Below are 16,665 nucleotides of genomic sequence, written 5' to 3' on the forward strand. Positions count from 1 at the left end.
TTTGAAATCAAAACCATTTTTATTTTACCCAGTTGTTCTTTTTTTATTTATCTTCTTAGTAGATAAAATTTTTTTATTACCAATCTTTCATGATGAATTTCTGCAAGCGGGTAATTCTGTTTTTTATTTCCAAAGAAAGGTTTTAAAAGATCGTCTTCTCAAAGACCCAGAATTAAGAGAAAAAAAACTCTCCCTGGTATTTGGCGACTCTAGGTCCTATCCTTTTTCATACTTAGGGATCCCTGAACCACATAACAAAAATTGGACCTTATATAATTTCAGTAGCCCACAGGGAATTCCAATGAATTCCTATATCCAATTCCAACAAATTTTGGATTCAGGTATCACACCTGATTTTGTTATCCTTTCACTGAGCCCTGAGGCATTTGATGACTCCAAAGGATTTATCCTTTCTCCTTTTTTAAGGATGGGTTGTGACAAACGTTGCATTGATACCGTTTGGGAAGACCTTCCATTCAAAGAAAAATGGTATTACATTTTAGATCATGTTTTTGCGATACGTAGCATCGAGTTTAATTTATCACTTTTTACTTCCAGACTCAAACATGGGAAAATGAGAGAATACAAATCAGCATACAATCAGGAATACCAACTGATCAATTATACGAAAGGTGAGTATCTCATGTATGGTGTACATGCAAACCCAATTGAAAAAATAAAAAATGATACAATTCGTATTGGGAATTTGTATATGAGATCTTTCGAATTAGGTAAGTCTCAAATTCCCTATTTAGAGAAAATTCTAAAGATTACTCAGGATAAAAAAATTAAAACTTTAGTCGTTTGGCCTAAGGTTTTCCCTGGTTATTACTCATATTATGAAAAATTCCACATAAAAGAAGTTTGGTGGAGTCCAATAGAAGTATTGGCTAAACAATATGGTGCTAATACTCTCAATTGGAATATTCCAAATACTTGTGATTTGTTCAATGATGCTTCCCACCAATCGGCATTATGTTTTGAAGGTCAGATGAAAGAGATTTGGATAAAGTACGCTGAAAGATAGATTTAAAAATATTCCCTATAAGATTAAGGCACCCCTGGTTGCAAAACGAAATAAACTTTCATACCGATTTGCCATTTGGAGTTTTATCAGTAGTACGGTATCAATTTGGTCGATACTCATTGTTACAAATTTATCTGGTCATACTTTGCTCATTGGTTCCTTCGGAGCCACCGCCGTTTTATTATTTGCTGTGCCTGATGCTCCACTTTCACAACCTAGGAATCTTATCGGAGGTCATATACTCTCAGCATGTATTGCTGTGATCCTAGTTTATACCATCGGTACAAATTTTTTTACAATTGGTTTATCAGTTGGATTATCAATTCTTGTTATGTATTTAACTCATACCTTACACCCACCTGGTGGTGCGACTGCACTTATTGGTGTGATAGGTGGGGTTGGTGTGGATTTTATTTTTTTTCCAGTTATGGTTGGAGTAATAGTACTTTTATGTAATGCTCTGATTGTGAATAATTTGGTACACCACCGGAAATATCCGGTGGCATGGTTTTAGATTACCAGTTTAATTTTTTTGAATCTTCTACGAATTTAGCAAGTCCACTGTCAGTCAGTGGGTGTTTGAATAACATTTCAAAAACCGAATAAGGTAAAGTTACACAATCGGCTCCTCGTAAAGCCACTTCTTTGAAGTGGATCGGATGGCGCACAGATGCTGCAAGAATTTGAGTTTCGATTCCGTAGTTGTCGTAAATTTCGCGGATTTCAGAAATAAGTTCTAATCCATCATATCCGACATCATCCAATCGACCGACAAAAGGCGAGATAAACGTAGCACCAGCTTTTGCAGCGAGTAATGCTTGGTTTGCAGTGAAACAAAGTGTAACATTTGTTTGAATGCCTTGTTCTGCAAACGCTTTCACAGCTTTCATGCCTTCAGGGATGAGAGGGACTTTCACAACAACGTTTTCAGCAATTTTAGAAAGTTCTAAACCTTCTTTGATCATGGTGGGTGCATCTGTTGCTAGAACCTCTGCACTCACTGGACCTTTTACGAAACTACAGATTTCTTTGATGACTTCTGTGAATTTGCGACCTGATTTCGCGATGATAGAAGGGTTTGTCGTAATCCCGTCAAGTAAACCTAATTCATGGACTTTTTTGATTTCGTCTATGTTGGCTGTGTCTAAAAATAAATTCATTTTGCCTCGTATGCTTGGTGTTGAAGAACCAAGCCCTCACGAGACAGGCTACCTATGGGATTAAATCTCGCAAGGTTTTTGTTTCTTGTACGCTGAAGAAATCCACGTAATCTTTGGCAATGACGTCACGGATATTGGCTGAAAAATAATCGATTCGACGAGTGTAGGGAAGTTTTTTGTAACCTTCACGCCAAACAACAGCAAAACCACCACGTGGTGGATTCTCCCTACGTTCCACAAGTTCCCAAATGGCTGCTCCAGACACTTTGTCATCACCGATGGATTCCTTCCTTGGTTTTCCATATTTCTTTTCTAGTTTTTCTTTGATTTTTTCAGAAGGAACTAAGTTGAATGTTACTCCCACAGAAAAGAGGATTCCATTTTCTCTAAATTCAGTTTGTCCATCGATCGTTGGGTCCGCTTCTGGTTGTCCTTCTCGTTTGGGGCGGACTTCTTTTAAAAGTTCAGGGGTTTTATAAAAACGATATAAATACAAAATTCCATTGCGTCGGATGAGCAAACTGACATCTTTTTTTTCATTTAAGATTTCAATTTTTTCTTTGGATTCAGGGTTTGTCGCCATGGAAAGGAATTTCTCTCGGATCGACTCAAAGGTCATCCCCCAAGAGGCTTCCGCAAATCCATCCAAAGTATTTGGTATTTCTGTTTGCGAGAATAGATAACCAGGAAAACAAAATAGGAGGATCAGCAGATATTTCTTCATATAGTTTTTATCGGCAAAACCCAAAAAAAAGGAAACTTGTTTCTTACTTAAAATCGTCTGAGAAGGGATCGTCACCAAGCCCGTAGGAATCTGTTTCCGATGCAAAAGGGTTCTCATCTTCGTTTTCCACATGAGTAACTTCCTCGGAGAAACTGTTTTCGTCGGAAAAAGAATCTCCCCAATCAGCTCCCTCTTCATAAGATGGAGTTGGTTCAAAACTAACACCCAAAATTGGTTCCTGATTCCAAAGGAAAACAAGGACTGGCATTTGTAAGAAGAAGAGAATGAGGTAGATCAAAAAATACAGATCTCGATCGAGGCCGTAATGAACGGCACCGCTTGCTAAATTCCCCAGTGCAAACCCAGATAAAATCGGTTTTGCTAGTCCCAAGATATTTTTTTCTTGGTAGGCATCTTTTAGAACGGGATAGGAAAAAAACAAACCCAAAAAGAAAATCGGCATGTGGAAAATATGTTCAAACACACCAGGCCCTTTTTCTCCGAGTACCGTACCGAGAAGTGACCAAAGCCATACAAAAAAAGCACTTCCGAAAAAAACGAAACTGCCGTACAAAATGTTACCATTTGATTCTAACAAATCAAGGAAGATGCGAAATACATCCCCCCGAATGTCTGTTAACTCTTCTCTTCTATAATTTGATTTAGCAGAAAAAAATAAAATCTTCGTATAATACGAGATTACTGCTGCTATGAAACCAAATATCGCAAGGAAAAGTAAAAAAAGGAAAAATTCCATTAGTGACGGAAATGCCTCATCCCCGTGAAAACCATGATCAGTCCATGTTCGTCTGCGGCTTGGATCACTTCTTCATCTCGGATAGATCCACCCGGTTGGATGATTGCTTTAGCACCCACTTTTGCAATGGCATCAATGCCGTCACGGAATGGAAAAAATGCATCACTACCAACATAGGATCCCACAACGGAAAGTCCAACTTTTTGGGCCTTCATGGCTCCAAGTTCGACTGAATCCACTCGCGACATTTGGCCTGCACCAATTCCTAGAGTTGAGTTTTGATCAGTGTAGACAATGGCATTGGATTTGATAAATTTCACACAATTCCATGCAAACATCAAACCTTCCAAATCATCATCGGTTGGCTGTTTTTTAGAAACAATTTTAAGTTTGTCTTTTGTGATCAAATCATAGTCTCTATTTTGAATGAGAAGTCCATGGTGGAGTGAACGTAAATCCAATTCATCTAGTGCTTCGTCAAATTTTGCAATTGGAATCAAACGGATGTTTGGTTTCTTTGAAAATATGTCTAAGGCTTCAGGTGAAAAACTTTCCGCAATCACACCTTCCACAAAGTTTTTGGTAATTTCTTCGGCAGCATCCTTCTCCACTCGACCATGGATACCAATGATCCCACCAAAGGCAGAAATTGGGTCAGTTTTTCTAGCGAGTTCAAACGACTCTATGACAGTATCGCCAAACGCAATCCCACATGGATTTAAGTGTTTAACAATCGAAACTGCATTTTTCGGGAGTAAACTTGCCACATGGAAGGCTGCATCAAAATCTAACATATTATTGAATGAAAGTTCCTTTCCTTGTAATGCCTCAAATTGAGATTTGAGAAACAATGGTTCGTAAAAGGCTGCATCTTGGTGAGGATTTTCGCCGTATCTTAATTTTTGTTTTTTGTTGAAGGCGAAAGTGATTTTGTCAGGGTACTTAATGTCCAAACATTTGTTGAAATATGTCGAAATCGCAGAATCATATGATGCAGTTTCTGAAAAAACTTTTGCCGCATAACCAAAAGCAGTTTCTCTTGAAATTTTTCCCTGGTTGGCTGTAAATTCTTTTTGGAAAGATTCGTAATCCTTTGGATCTGTGATTACCACAACATTTTTATGGTTTTTTGCCGCCGAACGAAGCATAGACGGCCCGCCGATGTCAATGTTTTCGATTGCATCTTCTAAAGTCACATCAGGTTTCATCACTGTTTTCACAAAAGGGTATAAGTTTACGATGACAAGTGTGATTGGAACGATTCCATTGGATTCCATCTGTTTGACATGGTCGGGATTTGTGGTATCACCAAGTAAACCACCGTGAATTTTTGGGTGGAGAGTTTTCACTCTGCCATGTAAAATTTCTGGAAAGCCAGTAAACTCATCTACTTTTTTCACAGAAATGCCTGCTTTTGCGAGGGCATCGTATGTCCCACCAGTGGATAAGATCTCCACTCCATTTTTGGCAAGGAAGGAACAGATTTCTGTGATTCCCGTTTTATCTGAAACGGAAACAAGGGCTCTTTTGATTTGGATCATTTTAGGATTTCTACCTTTCGTTCTTTGATTTTTAATTTATCTTCACAAAACAGTTGTATGGCGAGTGGAAGGATTTTGTGTTCTTCCTTTAGTATTGCCAAGGATAATTCTTTTTCATTCCATTCAGGTCGAATGGCAATCGCTTTTTGTAAAATGATTGGACCTGTATCCACTCCTTCCCATACAAAATGGACAGTACAACCTGCTATTTTTACACCATAATCCAGGGCTTGTTTTTGGGAATCAAGGCCTGGAAAGGCTGGGAGTAGGCTTGGGTGGACATTGATGATTTGGTTTTTGAACCGCCTGACAAATTCTGGTTTTAGGATCCTCATGTAACCACAAGCCACGATCAAGTCAGGGTTGTAAGATTCGATTTGGTGGAGTAAGTCCCTGTGGTAATCTGGTTTGGACGCGTATTTGCTATAAGGGATCACTTTGGTGGAAATCCCGAATTTTTTAGCGAGATCGAGGGCTTTTGCTTCCGGATTGTCCGAAATCAGGGCAAGGATGTCCAGTTTTAGCTTCTTTTTTCGGATGGATTCCACCGAAGCCGAAAAATTGGACCCCCGACCCGAAGCCAAAAAAACAACACGTTTTGTTTTTCCCATGTGATAATCTAAGAATATTCGGTTCGGTCATTAAGCAAGTATCCTTTTTGGTCGATGGGAATACACAGGAGAAAAAAATGTCGCTTGCGAGAAAAACCGGTGCCTCTGCTTACAATGAATACAAAGCCAATGAGATATCTACCGTTAGCCAAATCAAATTGATTGTGATGTTATTTGATGGGGCGATTCGTTTCTTAGGTGTTGCAAAAGACAATATGACTCCTAGAAAGTATGATGTTGTTAACAATAATATCATCAAAACCCAAGACATCATTACGGAACTACTTTTGTCTCTCAATATGGAAGAAGGGAAAGAGGTAGCAAATAACCTTTTGTCTTTGTACATTTACCTCAAAAAAAGGCTTTTGGAAGCCAATATGCGTAAGGACAAAGCGATTATCGATGAATGCATTAAAATCTTAGGGGAATTAAAAAACTCCTGGGAAGACTTAGAAAAGAAAGAACCACAAGCTCCTTCACAAAGTTCGAACCAAAGGACCACTGGCATTTCCATCACTGGTTAAATTACGAATTTTATTAAAACCATGAAACAAGTATCTTTCAAACAATTACTGCAAAAAAAAATCCAATTACTTGAATCCTTAGTAAACAATCTGAAACGAGAAGAAGAATTATTATCTTACCGTGATGCTGATTCTGCAGTTAAAATTGAGTTTAAAAATGAAACATTGGTTCGGAAACTCGAAGAATTGGACATTCAATTATTAGAACACCAGGAAATGGATGTACATACAGAAGAAGAAATTGCACTCTCTGAATCTGTTTTTTCAAAGTTAGACGAAGCTCGAACATTACAACAAAAGGTCCAAGAATTACTTGTTTTTGAAATGAATGAAAGTAAAAAAGAGTATTGGGATTTTAGTATCAAACGTAGACTTAAATCACATTTGGTATTTTCTTCTGGCCTTTCATGGACAAAAAATTACTGTTAAATGACTCTCTTCAATTTTTAGGATTAAATTCTGGATTTACTGAGTCTGAATTAAGAGAGTCTTATCACAAATTAGCGAAAAAATACCATCCCGATACTGGTGAGTACACAAGTGATGTGATGTTTGTCGAATTGAACAAACATTATGAATCTTTAAAAGAATACCTTCTCATCCACCCAGAAGAGTCTGAATTAGATCCTAGTCTTAGACCACTTCACACAGATAAACAAAGCAAATCAGAAAACAAATCACAAACGGATAATCAATCAACCAGTCAAACTGAGTCTGGGAAAAACAAACCATCCAAAGATCCTATATTCCAAGAATACAAATTGGCAAAAGAAAAAGAAACAGAAGCTATCCTACGTTATTACGAAAATAGAAATCTCCATCCCATTGAACTTTCTAGTTCACTGAACCATGAGTTAGTCCAATTGCAAAAAGATCTTGAGCCAGTACTTCTCGTATATGCAAACATTGTAAAACAACACCCGAAAAGCATATGGGCTCTTGATGCAAAGAATTCATTGGAACGACTTCGTGTTTGGTGGGCTAAGGAATAAAAACAGCTGGAGGATTCCAGCTGTTTTGAATGTTCGTTTCACAGTTTCCTTTGGTTTAAAATGAAAACAAAGGAAACAAAAAATCGTACTTGATTGTGAAGATATTAAGGGCTAGGTGCTGCTGCTTCTCCTCCAACGAGTCCCATAGAAATTTCTGGAATCCAACTGATGAGGATCAGGCCAACAAGAAATAAACCAACAATCGGAGCCACCGATTGGATCACTTTCCCTAACGGTTGTTTGAAGATCCCGGAAGCCACAAAGAGGTTTACCCCAACCGGAGGTGTGAGGTAACCGATTTCTAAGTTCACAATCATGATGATTCCAAAATGAACTGGATTGATCCCATAATTGACAGCCATTGGCGCGAGTAGTGGAGCTAGCACGAGGATCGCGCTCATAATGTCCATGAACATACCTACGACGAGGAGTAGAATGTTCACACCAATGAGAAAGGTGACAGGACTTGATATAAGCTCTGACATTTTCGCCACTAGGTTCTGTGGGATTTCATTTTCGATCATGAACTTATTCAAACTCACCGCAAGAATGAGGATGAGGAATAATATCCCAAGCATCTCTGCACTTTCTGCCATGATTTTCGGAATTTTAGGAAAACTTAATTCTTTGTGGATGAACACTTCCACAAGGATGGCATAAAAAACGGCAATCGCAGCTGATTCGGTTGCTGTAAAAAATCCTGAGTAAATCCCACCGAGAATGACAACTGGCATAAGAAGGGCAAGTACACCTTCTTTCCAAGCAATGCGAATTTCAGCCCAGTCCCATTTCCCACGACCTACATTTCCTGCACGGAACACAGAATAGATCATCAGTAAACTCATGAGTAAAATCCCAGGTCCAATCCCTGCAATGAAGAGATCCGTTACGGAAACACCTACCATAATTGCATACACAATCATAGGGATACTAGGGGGGATGATGATCCCAAGGGTTCCACCAGAAGCTAGGAGTCCCATTGAAAATTGAGTCGGGTATCCAGCTTTTGTAAGAGATGGGTACATCAGTCCACCAATAGCAATGAGGGTGACAGGAGAGGATCCTGAGATGGCAGCAAAAATACCACATGAGAAAACTCCTGCGATTGCAAGTCCTGCAGGGATCGGTGCTGTCATTGCTTGTGCAATACGAATGAGCCGTCTTGCAATACTCCCATGTGTCATCAAGTTTCCAGCGATGATAAATAGCGGAATCGCAAGAAGGATTTCTTTATCACCAGCAAAGAATAAATCTCCAACAATGCTATTGAGCTCATGAAAAGATTCAAGTGGTGGTTCTGGTAAAAAGTAATAACAATAAACAGTGATCGCACCCATGAGTACAATGAGTGGTTGTCTGAGTAATATCAGCGCAAGTAAGAGTATGAGTATTCCCCAAGAACCCATTAGTGTTTCCCTCCTGAGTTAGATTCGGAAAGTTCTTTTTCCGCAAGTTCCAAAGCCTCTGTGGCTTCATTGATGTCGGAAGGAATCAAGGAAGGAAAAATTCCATAACACAAATGCCTAAATCCCATTGATATAAAAATATAAGGGAAGATCATTTGGACTTTCCATAAGTGGATTTCAGTCACGGGATTCACTTCATCCAAACTGATACTTTCTAAAACATATATGACAGATAAGTAAGCTAAGAATAAAAAGAAAATGGAAATCACCCATTGTTCGATGATTTTTACGTAATGCAAAATGGCCTTTGGTAAAACTTTGTCTGCAATTTCTGGCCTTAGGTGAGAACCTTTCGCGCTGGCAAGTGCAGATCCGAAGAGTCCACCCCATAACATAAAATATAGGGACAATTTTTGTGCCCAAATGATACCACCAAGACCCAACCATTCCAAAAAGGAAGAGGTCCCACCGTGGATGGACTCAGCAATATAAACACTCCAATCACCAACAAGTCCTGCGACTCCTGTGTTTGGATAAGCCTCTGTTGCTTCTAAGGTCCAACCTAAAACTTTATCGATGACTTCTCGTTTGGAGACGTCAGCAATCATGAGAAGAGTGAGCAGAAGGAAACAAATCCCTCCTGCCCATTTCTCGCCGAAACTCAAAGTATTTAGAATTCGTTCGACGAATTTCATTTATCTATTTCCTTCCTTACTTTATGGACCACAAGCTGCTTTGGCTTTTTGGATTTTATCGTAAATCTGTTTCGATTGACCACCAATTTTTCCAATCACTTGTCCTGCCACAATATTTGCAGCCGATTTGAATCCTGCCAAGTCGGCAGCAGTAGGTTCATACACTTGCACATCTGCTTTTTTAAGAGTGGCAATCATGTTCTTTTCAATCGAACGAACTGCTTGTCTAGCACCTGGAGCCAGTTTGTTTCCTTCTCCCATCAGGGTTTTCTTTTGTTCGTCATTGAGTGTATCCCAATACTTTTTAGAATAGAGGATCGCTGCTGGTTGGTAAATGTGGCGAGTCAAAGTGAAATATTTGATCGCTGTTTGCCATTCTGCTGCAAGTGTGAAAAGTGGAGTGTTGTCAAACCCTTCAACCACACCAGTTTGTAAGGAAGGAAGTACTTCTGGAATGGCAATTGGAATCCCACTCACACCTAATTGTTTCCAATACGCAATGTGAACTGGAGATTCTTGGACTCTGATTTTGATTCCTTTAAGGTCCTCAGGTTTTTTCACGGGAGCTGATTTCGTACCGATTGAACGGTAACCATTTTCTGCCCAAGTGACAAAGATAAGTCCTTTGGATTCAAAAAGTTTTCTAAAGTCTTCTAATAGATGTTCGTCAAGAACACAATCAGCTTGTGCGTAGGAATTAAATAGATATGGGATCTCAAGAACGTTTAATTCTTTTACCGTGTTTGCAAGTGCTCCAGCTGTCAGACCAGCACCTTGTAGTTTTCCACGGATGACCTGTTGGAGGATTTCGTTCTCCCCACCCATTTGTCCACCAGGATAAATTTTGAATTTAATTTGTCCTTGGGATTCACCTTCAATTTTCTTTTTGATTTTTGCTAATTCGTTAGCCCAAGGAGATCCTTCGGGTGCAACGGTAGCGAGTTTAACTGTTGTTTGGGCAAAAAGACCCCCACTGATTGTGAGGGTCATACTTACACAAACTAAATATTTTAACTGCTTTAAAAACATTTAGTTCTCCTAGTGATGGTTTATAGTTCGTCGAGTAGTTTTTTCGCTTTTCGTTGTTCAACGATTTGATCAGCTTCAATTTCAGGTAACGAAGATGGTTTACCTTTGAGAACAAATTCTAATTGTTTTTTGAATTTGTCTTCGTTTCCTTTAAGGCGGCTTTCCGCATAAAGGACACGAACTGCAAAATAATTAGGGTGTTTTGCAATTGCTTCTTCGAATAATTTGTCAGCTAACTTTTTATCACCAGTTGGTGAGAGTGCGTTACTTGCGGCATCATATCTTAAAGTTGCTGCATAAAAATATTCTTTTCCCATTGCTTTTTCAATTTCTTTCACACGATTTACCATCGCTGAAAATTTTGAACGATTGGAAAGGAGAGTTGTGAATCCAACTAAACGAGACCATTTACCAAGAGATGCATATCTCCAATACAATGCGTCAATGTCTTCAGGTCCAAGGACATCAAGTGCCTTTTCAACCTCAAGTCCGTCTTTTACGACTTTGTCTCTGAATTTTGGATTCATGGCAAGTGCTGCTTCACACCAGTTAACTGCTGCATCGTAAAATTGAATGGATTCTTCTTTTACTTTTGCATCTTCATCAGCATCACCTGTGAGTTTAAGCCACAAATGTCCATCACCCATTAAATAATTACCACGGCATAACATCACTTTTACGTCAGCGTATTGCGGGTTTTCGACTGCAAATTTTTCTAAACTAACAAGCGCTTGGCGAAGGTCTTGCTCGTTATGACGATTCTTCCAGAGTTTTTCAATATCAGCTGGAAGTTTTGCCGGAGTAGTTGCTCGAGTTACATCCGAAGCAGAGATTTTCACTTGTCTAGATTTTCCACAAGCAACAACAGATACGAGCACTAGTGTTGCGAGTGCGATTTTTGACCAATGTTTCGTTTGGTTCATTTTTTCATCATCCTCCAAAAATTTTTAGGATTTCTCCCTTTCTATTTGTAGCATCTTGAGGTCAATTTGGGGCAAAATTTTAGAGAAATTCTAAAAAAAGCGCAAAGAAATCCCATGATTCCGGAAAAAAATACACGCATTTGACTTAAATGCAAGAAAGTTTTATTTTATGGGACAATAAGCGTGTTGGAAGGGAGGGAAACGCGGTAGGAACTCGTGCTATTTGCCAAATTAACAGCAAGTCCCAACGTCCGCATCGAAATATACGACCCTGGGGTCAATGTGGCAAAAATACGGCAGGAAACTCCGGCTGTATTGGGGTTTGTTGAAGGGTCTACCTCAAAAAGATACTCAATGGGTTGGACAATTGCTGCTTGCGCTAACAAACAATCGGTTCCGAGATTTGTATCGTTTGGATTTTGGGCTAAACTTTCCGTGGCAGCTTGGTAGAGACGATACCCTTGGAAGATGAATTCTGGGTTTTGAGCCCTCACTTTTATCGTAAAGTTGGAATTTCCATTATTTGTGATCGAAATGAGTGTGGGAGGTGCCTGGACTGAAGCCGTCGTGGAATAATTTGTGCAATTCCCAACCAAAAGGCAAAGCAACACGGAGGTCAGTGCCCAAAAAAACAAATTGCGGTTCATTTGGTCCCTTTTCCTTCTCTTTGTTTTTTCCTCCACCAAAAGAAGAGTAAAATTCCCACAAGAAGAACCACGAGGATCAAAATCAAGGTTTGGCCACTGCGCACCCAACCCATCAGCTCATCAAAATTATGAGCAAAATAATAACCTAAATACACCCAAATAGGGACGGAAATCAGGGCTGCAAAGCCATCAGTGAGTAAAAATAATAAAAAACTAATTTGTTTGGAAGTGCCAGCTGTAAAAAAAATTGGCATTCGAAGCCCTGGCATAAATCGACCAACAAACACGACCCAACGACCGTATTTTTTAAATTGTTCTCTTACTTTGTCAAAACGTTCTGGGTGTAATACCGTGCGTAACACAGGTAAAGTAAGTGCTCTTTCTCCATAATGGCTCCCAAGCCAAAATACAAACGAATCTCCAATGAGAACTCCCGCCATACCCACAAAAAACATAATATGTACATTGGCATAACCAAGGCCTGAAATCACTCCACCTGCCGTGAGTGAGATGTCTTCTGGAACCGGAAGTCCAAACCCACAGAGGATTAGAATTCCAAAAACGGCAAAATAACCGTATTGCATAAAAATGGAAACTAAAGTTTGTAGAAAGTCCATGAGGGATTTATACTGATTTTATGGTTTCGCCGAAAAAGGAAAGAGATTTATGAAGAAAGGGAGAAATGAACTCCTATTAGAAGAGGAAAAAATCCTTGCACCCTATGCTGTAGGGAGCCGGAATTCTGGTGGTCGTGCATATGAAGAACCAGAACATCCTTATCGGTTACCGTTCCAAAGAGATAAAGATCGCATCATTCACTCCCATGCATTCAAACGATTGGAATACAAAACACAAGTGTTTGTTTATTCAGAAGGAGATCATTTTCGCAATCGTTTGACTCATACGTTAGAAGTAGCAGGAATTTCAAAAACGATATCTAAAGTCCTCGGGCTCAATGAAGATTTAAGTGAGTCCATTGCCCTTGCTCATGATTTGGGCCATTCACCTTTTGGGCATGCGGGGCAGGAAGCTCTTGCCGAACTGATGAAAGATATTGGTGGATTTGAGCATAATAAACAATCACTTCGTGTTGTGCAAAAATTGGAACGAAGGTATCCTGACTTTCCAGGACTCAATTTATGTGAAGAAACTCTTCTAGGAATTATGAAACACGGTGGTGGGTATGAATCATCAAACTTACTTGAGGTGAGAAGGACTTTAGGTCCTTCTCTTGAGGCGATGATTGTGGACTCTTCTGATGAAATCACATATAGTGCCCATGATTTAGAAGATGGATTAGAGAGTGGTTTACTGCATTTGGATGATGTGAAAGGACTTATGATTTGGAAACGAATTTATGATAGTTTGCCTCAAATTGAAAAAAATCAAAAGAAAGAATCGCTTTCGATTTCTAGATCGATAGGTAGAGTTTTGCTAAATTTGATGGTATCCGATTTGATAGAATCTGTATATGGAATGTTAACAAAGTATTCTGTGAAATCTAGGGAGAATATTTCTGACTTGTACAATCAAAAAATCAAATTGGTTCAATTTTCCGAAGAGTTTCAGAAGGAATTTTTACAATTAAAACAATATTTATTTCAAAATTTATACAGACATTCTGAAGTATCTCGGATGAGTGAGCGAGGGAAAGAAACGATTTATTTGTTATTTAAACATTTTGAATCACACCCAGAATCCATACCAGAGTCATATCGGAATCGAGAAGAGGAAGATGGAAAGATGCGGATCATTTGTGATTATATTGCAGGTATGACAGATCGTTATGCTATTGAAAAATTAAAAAGAGAAGGGATCCTTTGGTTTCCTTATTAAAAAGTTTCATCAAATAAAATTGAGGATTAAATAAAAATGTACGGACTGTATTCACATCCTAATTCAACGTATAGCAAACGAGTTCATATTTATCTAAAGTATCGTAATTTAGAATATGAAACCATTCATGTTGCACTTGATAAACTGGAAAATCGAAAGAAACCATTTTTGGCAATCAATCCCTATGGTAAAGTACCTGTTTTAAAAGATGGTGATTTTTTACTCGCAGAGTCCTCTGTCATCATACGTTATCTTGAAGAAAAACATATGTTTTCAAATCCTTTGTTCCCAACCGATTTAAAACAAAGGGCAATCCTTGGTCAAATGTTGAACCGATGTGAATCTGAGTTTTGTTTTCCAGGAAGTGTAATTTATTTTTCTAAAAAATTTGTACCGGAAGAAAAATGGGAACCCAAACGAATGAAAGATTCTGCCAAAAGGATTGGTAGGCATTTTGAAATACTGGATGGTATTTTAAATGTGAACCAATATCTATTTTCCAATCAGTTTGGATTATTAGAGATTTTATATGCCCCGTTTATCGAACATTTTGCAATGATGGATACTAAGGTTCCGCAAGCAGTAGAAGATTGGATCCATCGAGTTTTGGAAGAACCATCCGTGAAATTTGTGTTAAAAGGTTAAATTTTCAAAATCTTTTGTTCTAAAGTGTTAGAAAGGTATTTTGTAAGTGGTTTGAAAACTCGCGCCAATTTGATTGCCATTCGAAAGAACCATTCGGACCAACACGATTGGTCACAACCAAATAGGCAGTGATAGGAATCTTAAAAAGATTCGCCACTTTTGCGAGTCCAAATAATTCCAAGTTTTCTATGGCAAATTCTTTCCAACTTGATTCGGGTGGGTCATTCAGTTCATGGAGTGTGATACAAGTTGGTGCATTACATACTCCATTGGGAAAATTAGGGTCATTTTGTAATGAGTAAAAAAGTGGATCCATTGGAAGTTGTTTGGCAAATCCAAGTGATGCTGCAATTTCTTTTGCATATACGGCATCAGGTGAAACAATATCCTTTATTTGGAACTGGCTCCATGGGTAAACTCCACAAGAACCTAAAAACACAATCTGTTTAATGTTTGGATTTTGAGTTAGATAATCGAAAACTTGTACCGCTTGTTCCAAATTCCCAATTCCCATTGCTTTCACGTTTGGAAAATTTGAGTTGTCTCTGAGGAGATCGATTTCTCCATCAAAGGCACAAGTAACGAGCGTTAATTCTGAATTAAAGGTTAACAAGACCTAAGGTTTCCGGGTATCCAAACATCAAATTGAGATTTTGTAATGCTTGGCCTGCGGCTCCTTTGACTAAATTATCAAGTGCAGAAACAAGAACGAGTGTATTCCCTTTCGTTTTAAATCCAAGATCTAAGAAATTGGTGTTTTGAATTTTTTTTAACTCAATTTCTTCTGGTGATTTATAGAGTCGAAGGAAAGGTTCTTTATCGGCCACAGATTGGAGTTTTTCTTGGATTTGGTTTGAATCGATAGGTTTGTCAAATGTAATGTAAATTGTTGATAGAATTCCTCGGTAAACAGGAAGTAGGTGAGGTGTGAAGTATATCTCTTTTGGATCGGAACCAACAAATGCATATTCTTCTATTTCAGGTTCATGTTGGTGGCTTAGAATTTTATAGGCTCTAAAGTTTTCATAAACATGTGTATAAGCAAATTTGATTTCTTCTGTCCTTCCGCCAGCCCCGCTCACTCCAGACTTTGCATCCACTATGACAGGTCCTTGTATATTTTTTCTTAGATTTCCGAGGATGGCGATGGGTAAAATGGCAGATGTAGCATAACATCCTGGGTTAGAGACAAAGTTTGCGTTCTTTATTTTTTCGCGAAATAATTCAGGTAATCCAAATTCAACCTTTTCCATCAAATCAAACTTTGAATGATTGAATTGGTAAGCTTTTTCAAATTTAGTTTTATCGTGCAAACGAAATGTTCCGGACAAATCGATGACTTTTTTCCCTTCGTTTAAATAATAGGGGGCTTTTTCTAACGATACTTCATTCGGTGTAGCAAGGACAATGTGTGCATCCTCTGGAACCGGAGAGTCGTGTTTTTGGAATACCAAATCGGGCACATGGCTTAACTCAGGGAAAACCTCTCGGATGTGTTTCCCATCAACTTGGTTGGATGTGATATGAACGAGTTGAAAATGAGGGTGGTGGGCCAGTAAACTTGTCAGTTCTTTCCCAGTAAGACCACCTGCACCGATGATTGCAATTTTGCTTTGTTTCATAAAGGAACCCAGGTCAAGAATTTTGGATTGGATTGGGATGTCAAACGGCTCTGCAAGAGAAATGCTTGATTTTCTGATTGCAATCAATCTAATGATTGCACTCGAGTTATGGAGACCTCTTCCTTTTTGTTATCCCAATTTGCGAACCAAATGAAATCGAAGGGACTTTTGATTTTGATTTCGATTCGGTTTGTGATTGGTTGGATTGCAGTCATTGCCACATTACTAAATTTGGGAAAACCACCGTTTTACATTGCTCTGTTGGTTTCGGTTTACTTTCTTAGTACCTCATTTTTTGGAAAACGAATCATCCAAAAAGAATATCCAAATAAACATTCTAATCCAACGATTATGTTTTTTTTGGTTGTTGATTACTTTGTTTTACTATTTGCTTTTTACCTCACAATTATTGCTCATCCAATAGGGTTAAAATCCCTCCCGATTCAAAATTCAATTTTTTTCTCGCTGTTTTTTTATTCCAACTTTACATTTCTTTTTTTTTACACAGAACATTTTCTACCTTAAT

General features: G+C 38.5%; 21 protein-coding genes. 8 read left to right on the top strand and 13 right to left on the bottom strand.

Going from position 1 to position 16,665, the window contains the following annotated elements; genetic code table 11:
- The first annotated feature begins 1 nt into the window (after position 1).
- The gene (locus EHQ43_RS17180) at positions 2 to 1,027 is read left to right on the top strand and encodes a DUF1574 domain-containing protein (protein ID WP_135741763.1); all 1,026 of its coding nucleotides are present in this window, start codon (positions 2 to 4) and stop codon (positions 1,025 to 1,027) included.
- Positions 1,028 to 1,061: 34 nt separating this feature from the next.
- On the top strand, positions 1,062 to 1,541 hold the full coding sequence (locus EHQ43_RS17185; RefSeq protein ID WP_425269662.1) for an HPP family protein: 480 nt from the start codon (positions 1,062 to 1,064) through the stop codon (positions 1,539 to 1,541).
- Between the two features lies 1 nt (position 1,542).
- Here EHQ43_RS17185 and fsa read toward each other — a convergent pair whose 3' ends face one another.
- Genes fsa through purN form a run of 5 tightly spaced genes read right to left on the bottom strand, consistent with a single transcriptional unit; the run spans position 1,543 to position 5,820 of the window.
- The gene (fsa, locus tag EHQ43_RS17190) at positions 1,543 to 2,187 is read right to left on the bottom strand and encodes a fructose-6-phosphate aldolase (RefSeq protein ID WP_012388452.1); all 645 of its coding nucleotides are present in this window, start codon (positions 2,185 to 2,187) and stop codon (positions 1,543 to 1,545) included.
- A 52-nt stretch (positions 2,188 to 2,239) separates the two neighbouring features.
- Positions 2,240 to 2,911 carry a hypothetical protein gene (locus EHQ43_RS17195; protein ID WP_135741765.1) on the bottom strand — a complete coding sequence of 224 codons (672 nt, stop codon included), beginning with the start codon at positions 2,909 to 2,911 and terminating at the stop codon, positions 2,240 to 2,242.
- A gap of 43 nt (positions 2,912 to 2,954) precedes the next feature.
- A complete protein-coding gene (locus tag EHQ43_RS17200; RefSeq protein WP_135771818.1) occupies positions 2,955 to 3,668 on the bottom strand; it encodes a hypothetical protein in 714 nt (237 codons plus the stop codon).
- Entirely contained in the window at positions 3,668 to 5,209 is a 1,542-nt protein-coding gene (gene purH / locus EHQ43_RS17205) for a bifunctional phosphoribosylaminoimidazolecarboxamide formyltransferase/IMP cyclohydrolase (protein WP_135771819.1), read from the bottom strand. Before purH ends, EHQ43_RS17200 begins: the two co-directional genes overlap by 1 nt.
- On the bottom strand, positions 5,206 to 5,820 hold the full coding sequence (gene purN / locus EHQ43_RS17210; protein WP_135771820.1) for a phosphoribosylglycinamide formyltransferase: 615 nt from the start codon (positions 5,818 to 5,820) through the stop codon (positions 5,206 to 5,208). The genes purH and purN overlap by 4 nt, the downstream gene beginning before the upstream one ends.
- A 77-nt stretch (positions 5,821 to 5,897) precedes the next feature.
- Here purN and fliS point away from each other — a divergent pair, with 77 nt between their 5' ends.
- From fliS to EHQ43_RS17225, 3 genes are read left to right on the top strand one after another with little or no spacing between them, the layout of a single operon-like run.
- Positions 5,898 to 6,344: a flagellar export chaperone FliS gene (fliS, locus tag EHQ43_RS17215; RefSeq protein WP_135754004.1), complete on the top strand. Its 447-nt coding sequence runs from the start codon at positions 5,898 to 5,900 to the stop codon at positions 6,342 to 6,344.
- Positions 6,345 to 6,365: 21 nt separating this feature from the next.
- A complete protein-coding gene (locus EHQ43_RS17220) occupies positions 6,366 to 6,773 on the top strand; it encodes a flagellar protein FlgN (protein WP_208731110.1) in 408 nt (135 codons plus the stop codon).
- A complete protein-coding gene (locus tag EHQ43_RS17225; protein ID WP_135771821.1) occupies positions 6,752 to 7,336 on the top strand; it encodes a DnaJ domain-containing protein in 585 nt (194 codons plus the stop codon). The genes EHQ43_RS17220 and EHQ43_RS17225 overlap by 22 nt, the downstream gene beginning before the upstream one ends.
- Before the next feature lie 104 nt (positions 7,337 to 7,440).
- Here the strand turns inward: EHQ43_RS17225 and EHQ43_RS17230 are convergent, their stop codons facing one another.
- From EHQ43_RS17230 to EHQ43_RS17255, 6 genes are all read right to left on the bottom strand, one after another.
- Positions 7,441 to 8,742, bottom strand: coding sequence for a TRAP transporter large permease (locus EHQ43_RS17230; RefSeq protein ID WP_135771822.1), 1,302 nt, complete (start codon positions 8,740 to 8,742; stop codon positions 7,441 to 7,443).
- Positions 8,742 to 9,437, bottom strand: coding sequence for a TRAP transporter small permease (locus EHQ43_RS17235; RefSeq protein ID WP_135741773.1), 696 nt, complete (start codon positions 9,435 to 9,437; stop codon positions 8,742 to 8,744). Before EHQ43_RS17235 ends, EHQ43_RS17230 begins: the two co-directional genes overlap by 1 nt.
- Before the next feature lie 21 nt (positions 9,438 to 9,458).
- Positions 9,459 to 10,466, bottom strand: coding sequence for a TRAP transporter substrate-binding protein DctP (gene dctP / locus EHQ43_RS17240; protein WP_135754008.1), 1,008 nt, complete (start codon positions 10,464 to 10,466; stop codon positions 9,459 to 9,461).
- Positions 10,467 to 10,486: 20 nt separating this feature from the next.
- A complete protein-coding gene (locus tag EHQ43_RS17245; RefSeq protein WP_135771823.1) occupies positions 10,487 to 11,389 on the bottom strand; it encodes a TRAP transporter TatT component family protein in 903 nt (300 codons plus the stop codon).
- A gap of 167 nt (positions 11,390 to 11,556) precedes the next feature.
- Entirely contained in the window at positions 11,557 to 12,036 is a 480-nt protein-coding gene (locus tag EHQ43_RS17250) for an LIC11661 family lipoprotein (RefSeq protein WP_135771824.1), read from the bottom strand.
- Positions 12,033 to 12,653: a DedA family protein gene (locus EHQ43_RS17255; protein WP_135754011.1), complete on the bottom strand. Its 621-nt coding sequence runs from the start codon at positions 12,651 to 12,653 to the stop codon at positions 12,033 to 12,035. Before EHQ43_RS17255 ends, EHQ43_RS17250 begins: the two co-directional genes overlap by 4 nt.
- A 49-nt stretch (positions 12,654 to 12,702) precedes the next feature.
- Here EHQ43_RS17255 and EHQ43_RS17260 point away from each other — a divergent pair, with 49 nt between their 5' ends.
- Together EHQ43_RS17260 and EHQ43_RS17265 are read left to right on the top strand one after the other, a co-directional pair.
- On the top strand, positions 12,703 to 13,872 hold the full coding sequence (locus EHQ43_RS17260; protein ID WP_135741778.1) for a deoxyguanosinetriphosphate triphosphohydrolase: 1,170 nt from the start codon (positions 12,703 to 12,705) through the stop codon (positions 13,870 to 13,872).
- 36 nt (positions 13,873 to 13,908) lie between these two features.
- Positions 13,909 to 14,517 (top strand): glutathione S-transferase family protein, encoded by a 609-nt coding sequence (locus tag EHQ43_RS17265; protein WP_135741779.1) that lies wholly within the window; start codon positions 13,909 to 13,911, stop codon positions 14,515 to 14,517.
- 19 nt (positions 14,518 to 14,536) lie between these two features.
- Here EHQ43_RS17265 and EHQ43_RS17270 read toward each other — a convergent pair whose 3' ends face one another.
- Together EHQ43_RS17270 and argC are read right to left on the bottom strand one after the other, a co-directional pair.
- Positions 14,537 to 15,130, bottom strand: a complete 594-nt coding sequence (locus EHQ43_RS17270; RefSeq protein ID WP_135771825.1) for a phosphorylase — start codon at positions 15,128 to 15,130, stop codon at positions 14,537 to 14,539.
- Positions 15,117 to 16,139, bottom strand: a complete 1,023-nt coding sequence (argC, locus tag EHQ43_RS17275) for an N-acetyl-gamma-glutamyl-phosphate reductase (RefSeq protein WP_135771826.1) — start codon at positions 16,137 to 16,139, stop codon at positions 15,117 to 15,119. Before argC ends, EHQ43_RS17270 begins: the two co-directional genes overlap by 14 nt.
- Positions 16,140 to 16,265: 126 nt before the next feature.
- Here argC and EHQ43_RS19765 point away from each other — a divergent pair, with 126 nt between their 5' ends.
- Positions 16,266 to 16,664, top strand: a complete 399-nt coding sequence (locus EHQ43_RS19765) for a hypothetical protein (RefSeq protein ID WP_244242875.1) — start codon at positions 16,266 to 16,268, stop codon at positions 16,662 to 16,664.
- Position 16,665: the final 1 nt, after the last annotated feature.

It is taken from the genome of Leptospira bouyouniensis, assembly GCF_004769525.1.
In the GTDB taxonomy this organism is placed as follows: Bacteria; Spirochaetota; Leptospiria; order Leptospirales; family Leptospiraceae; genus Leptospira_A; species Leptospira_A bouyouniensis.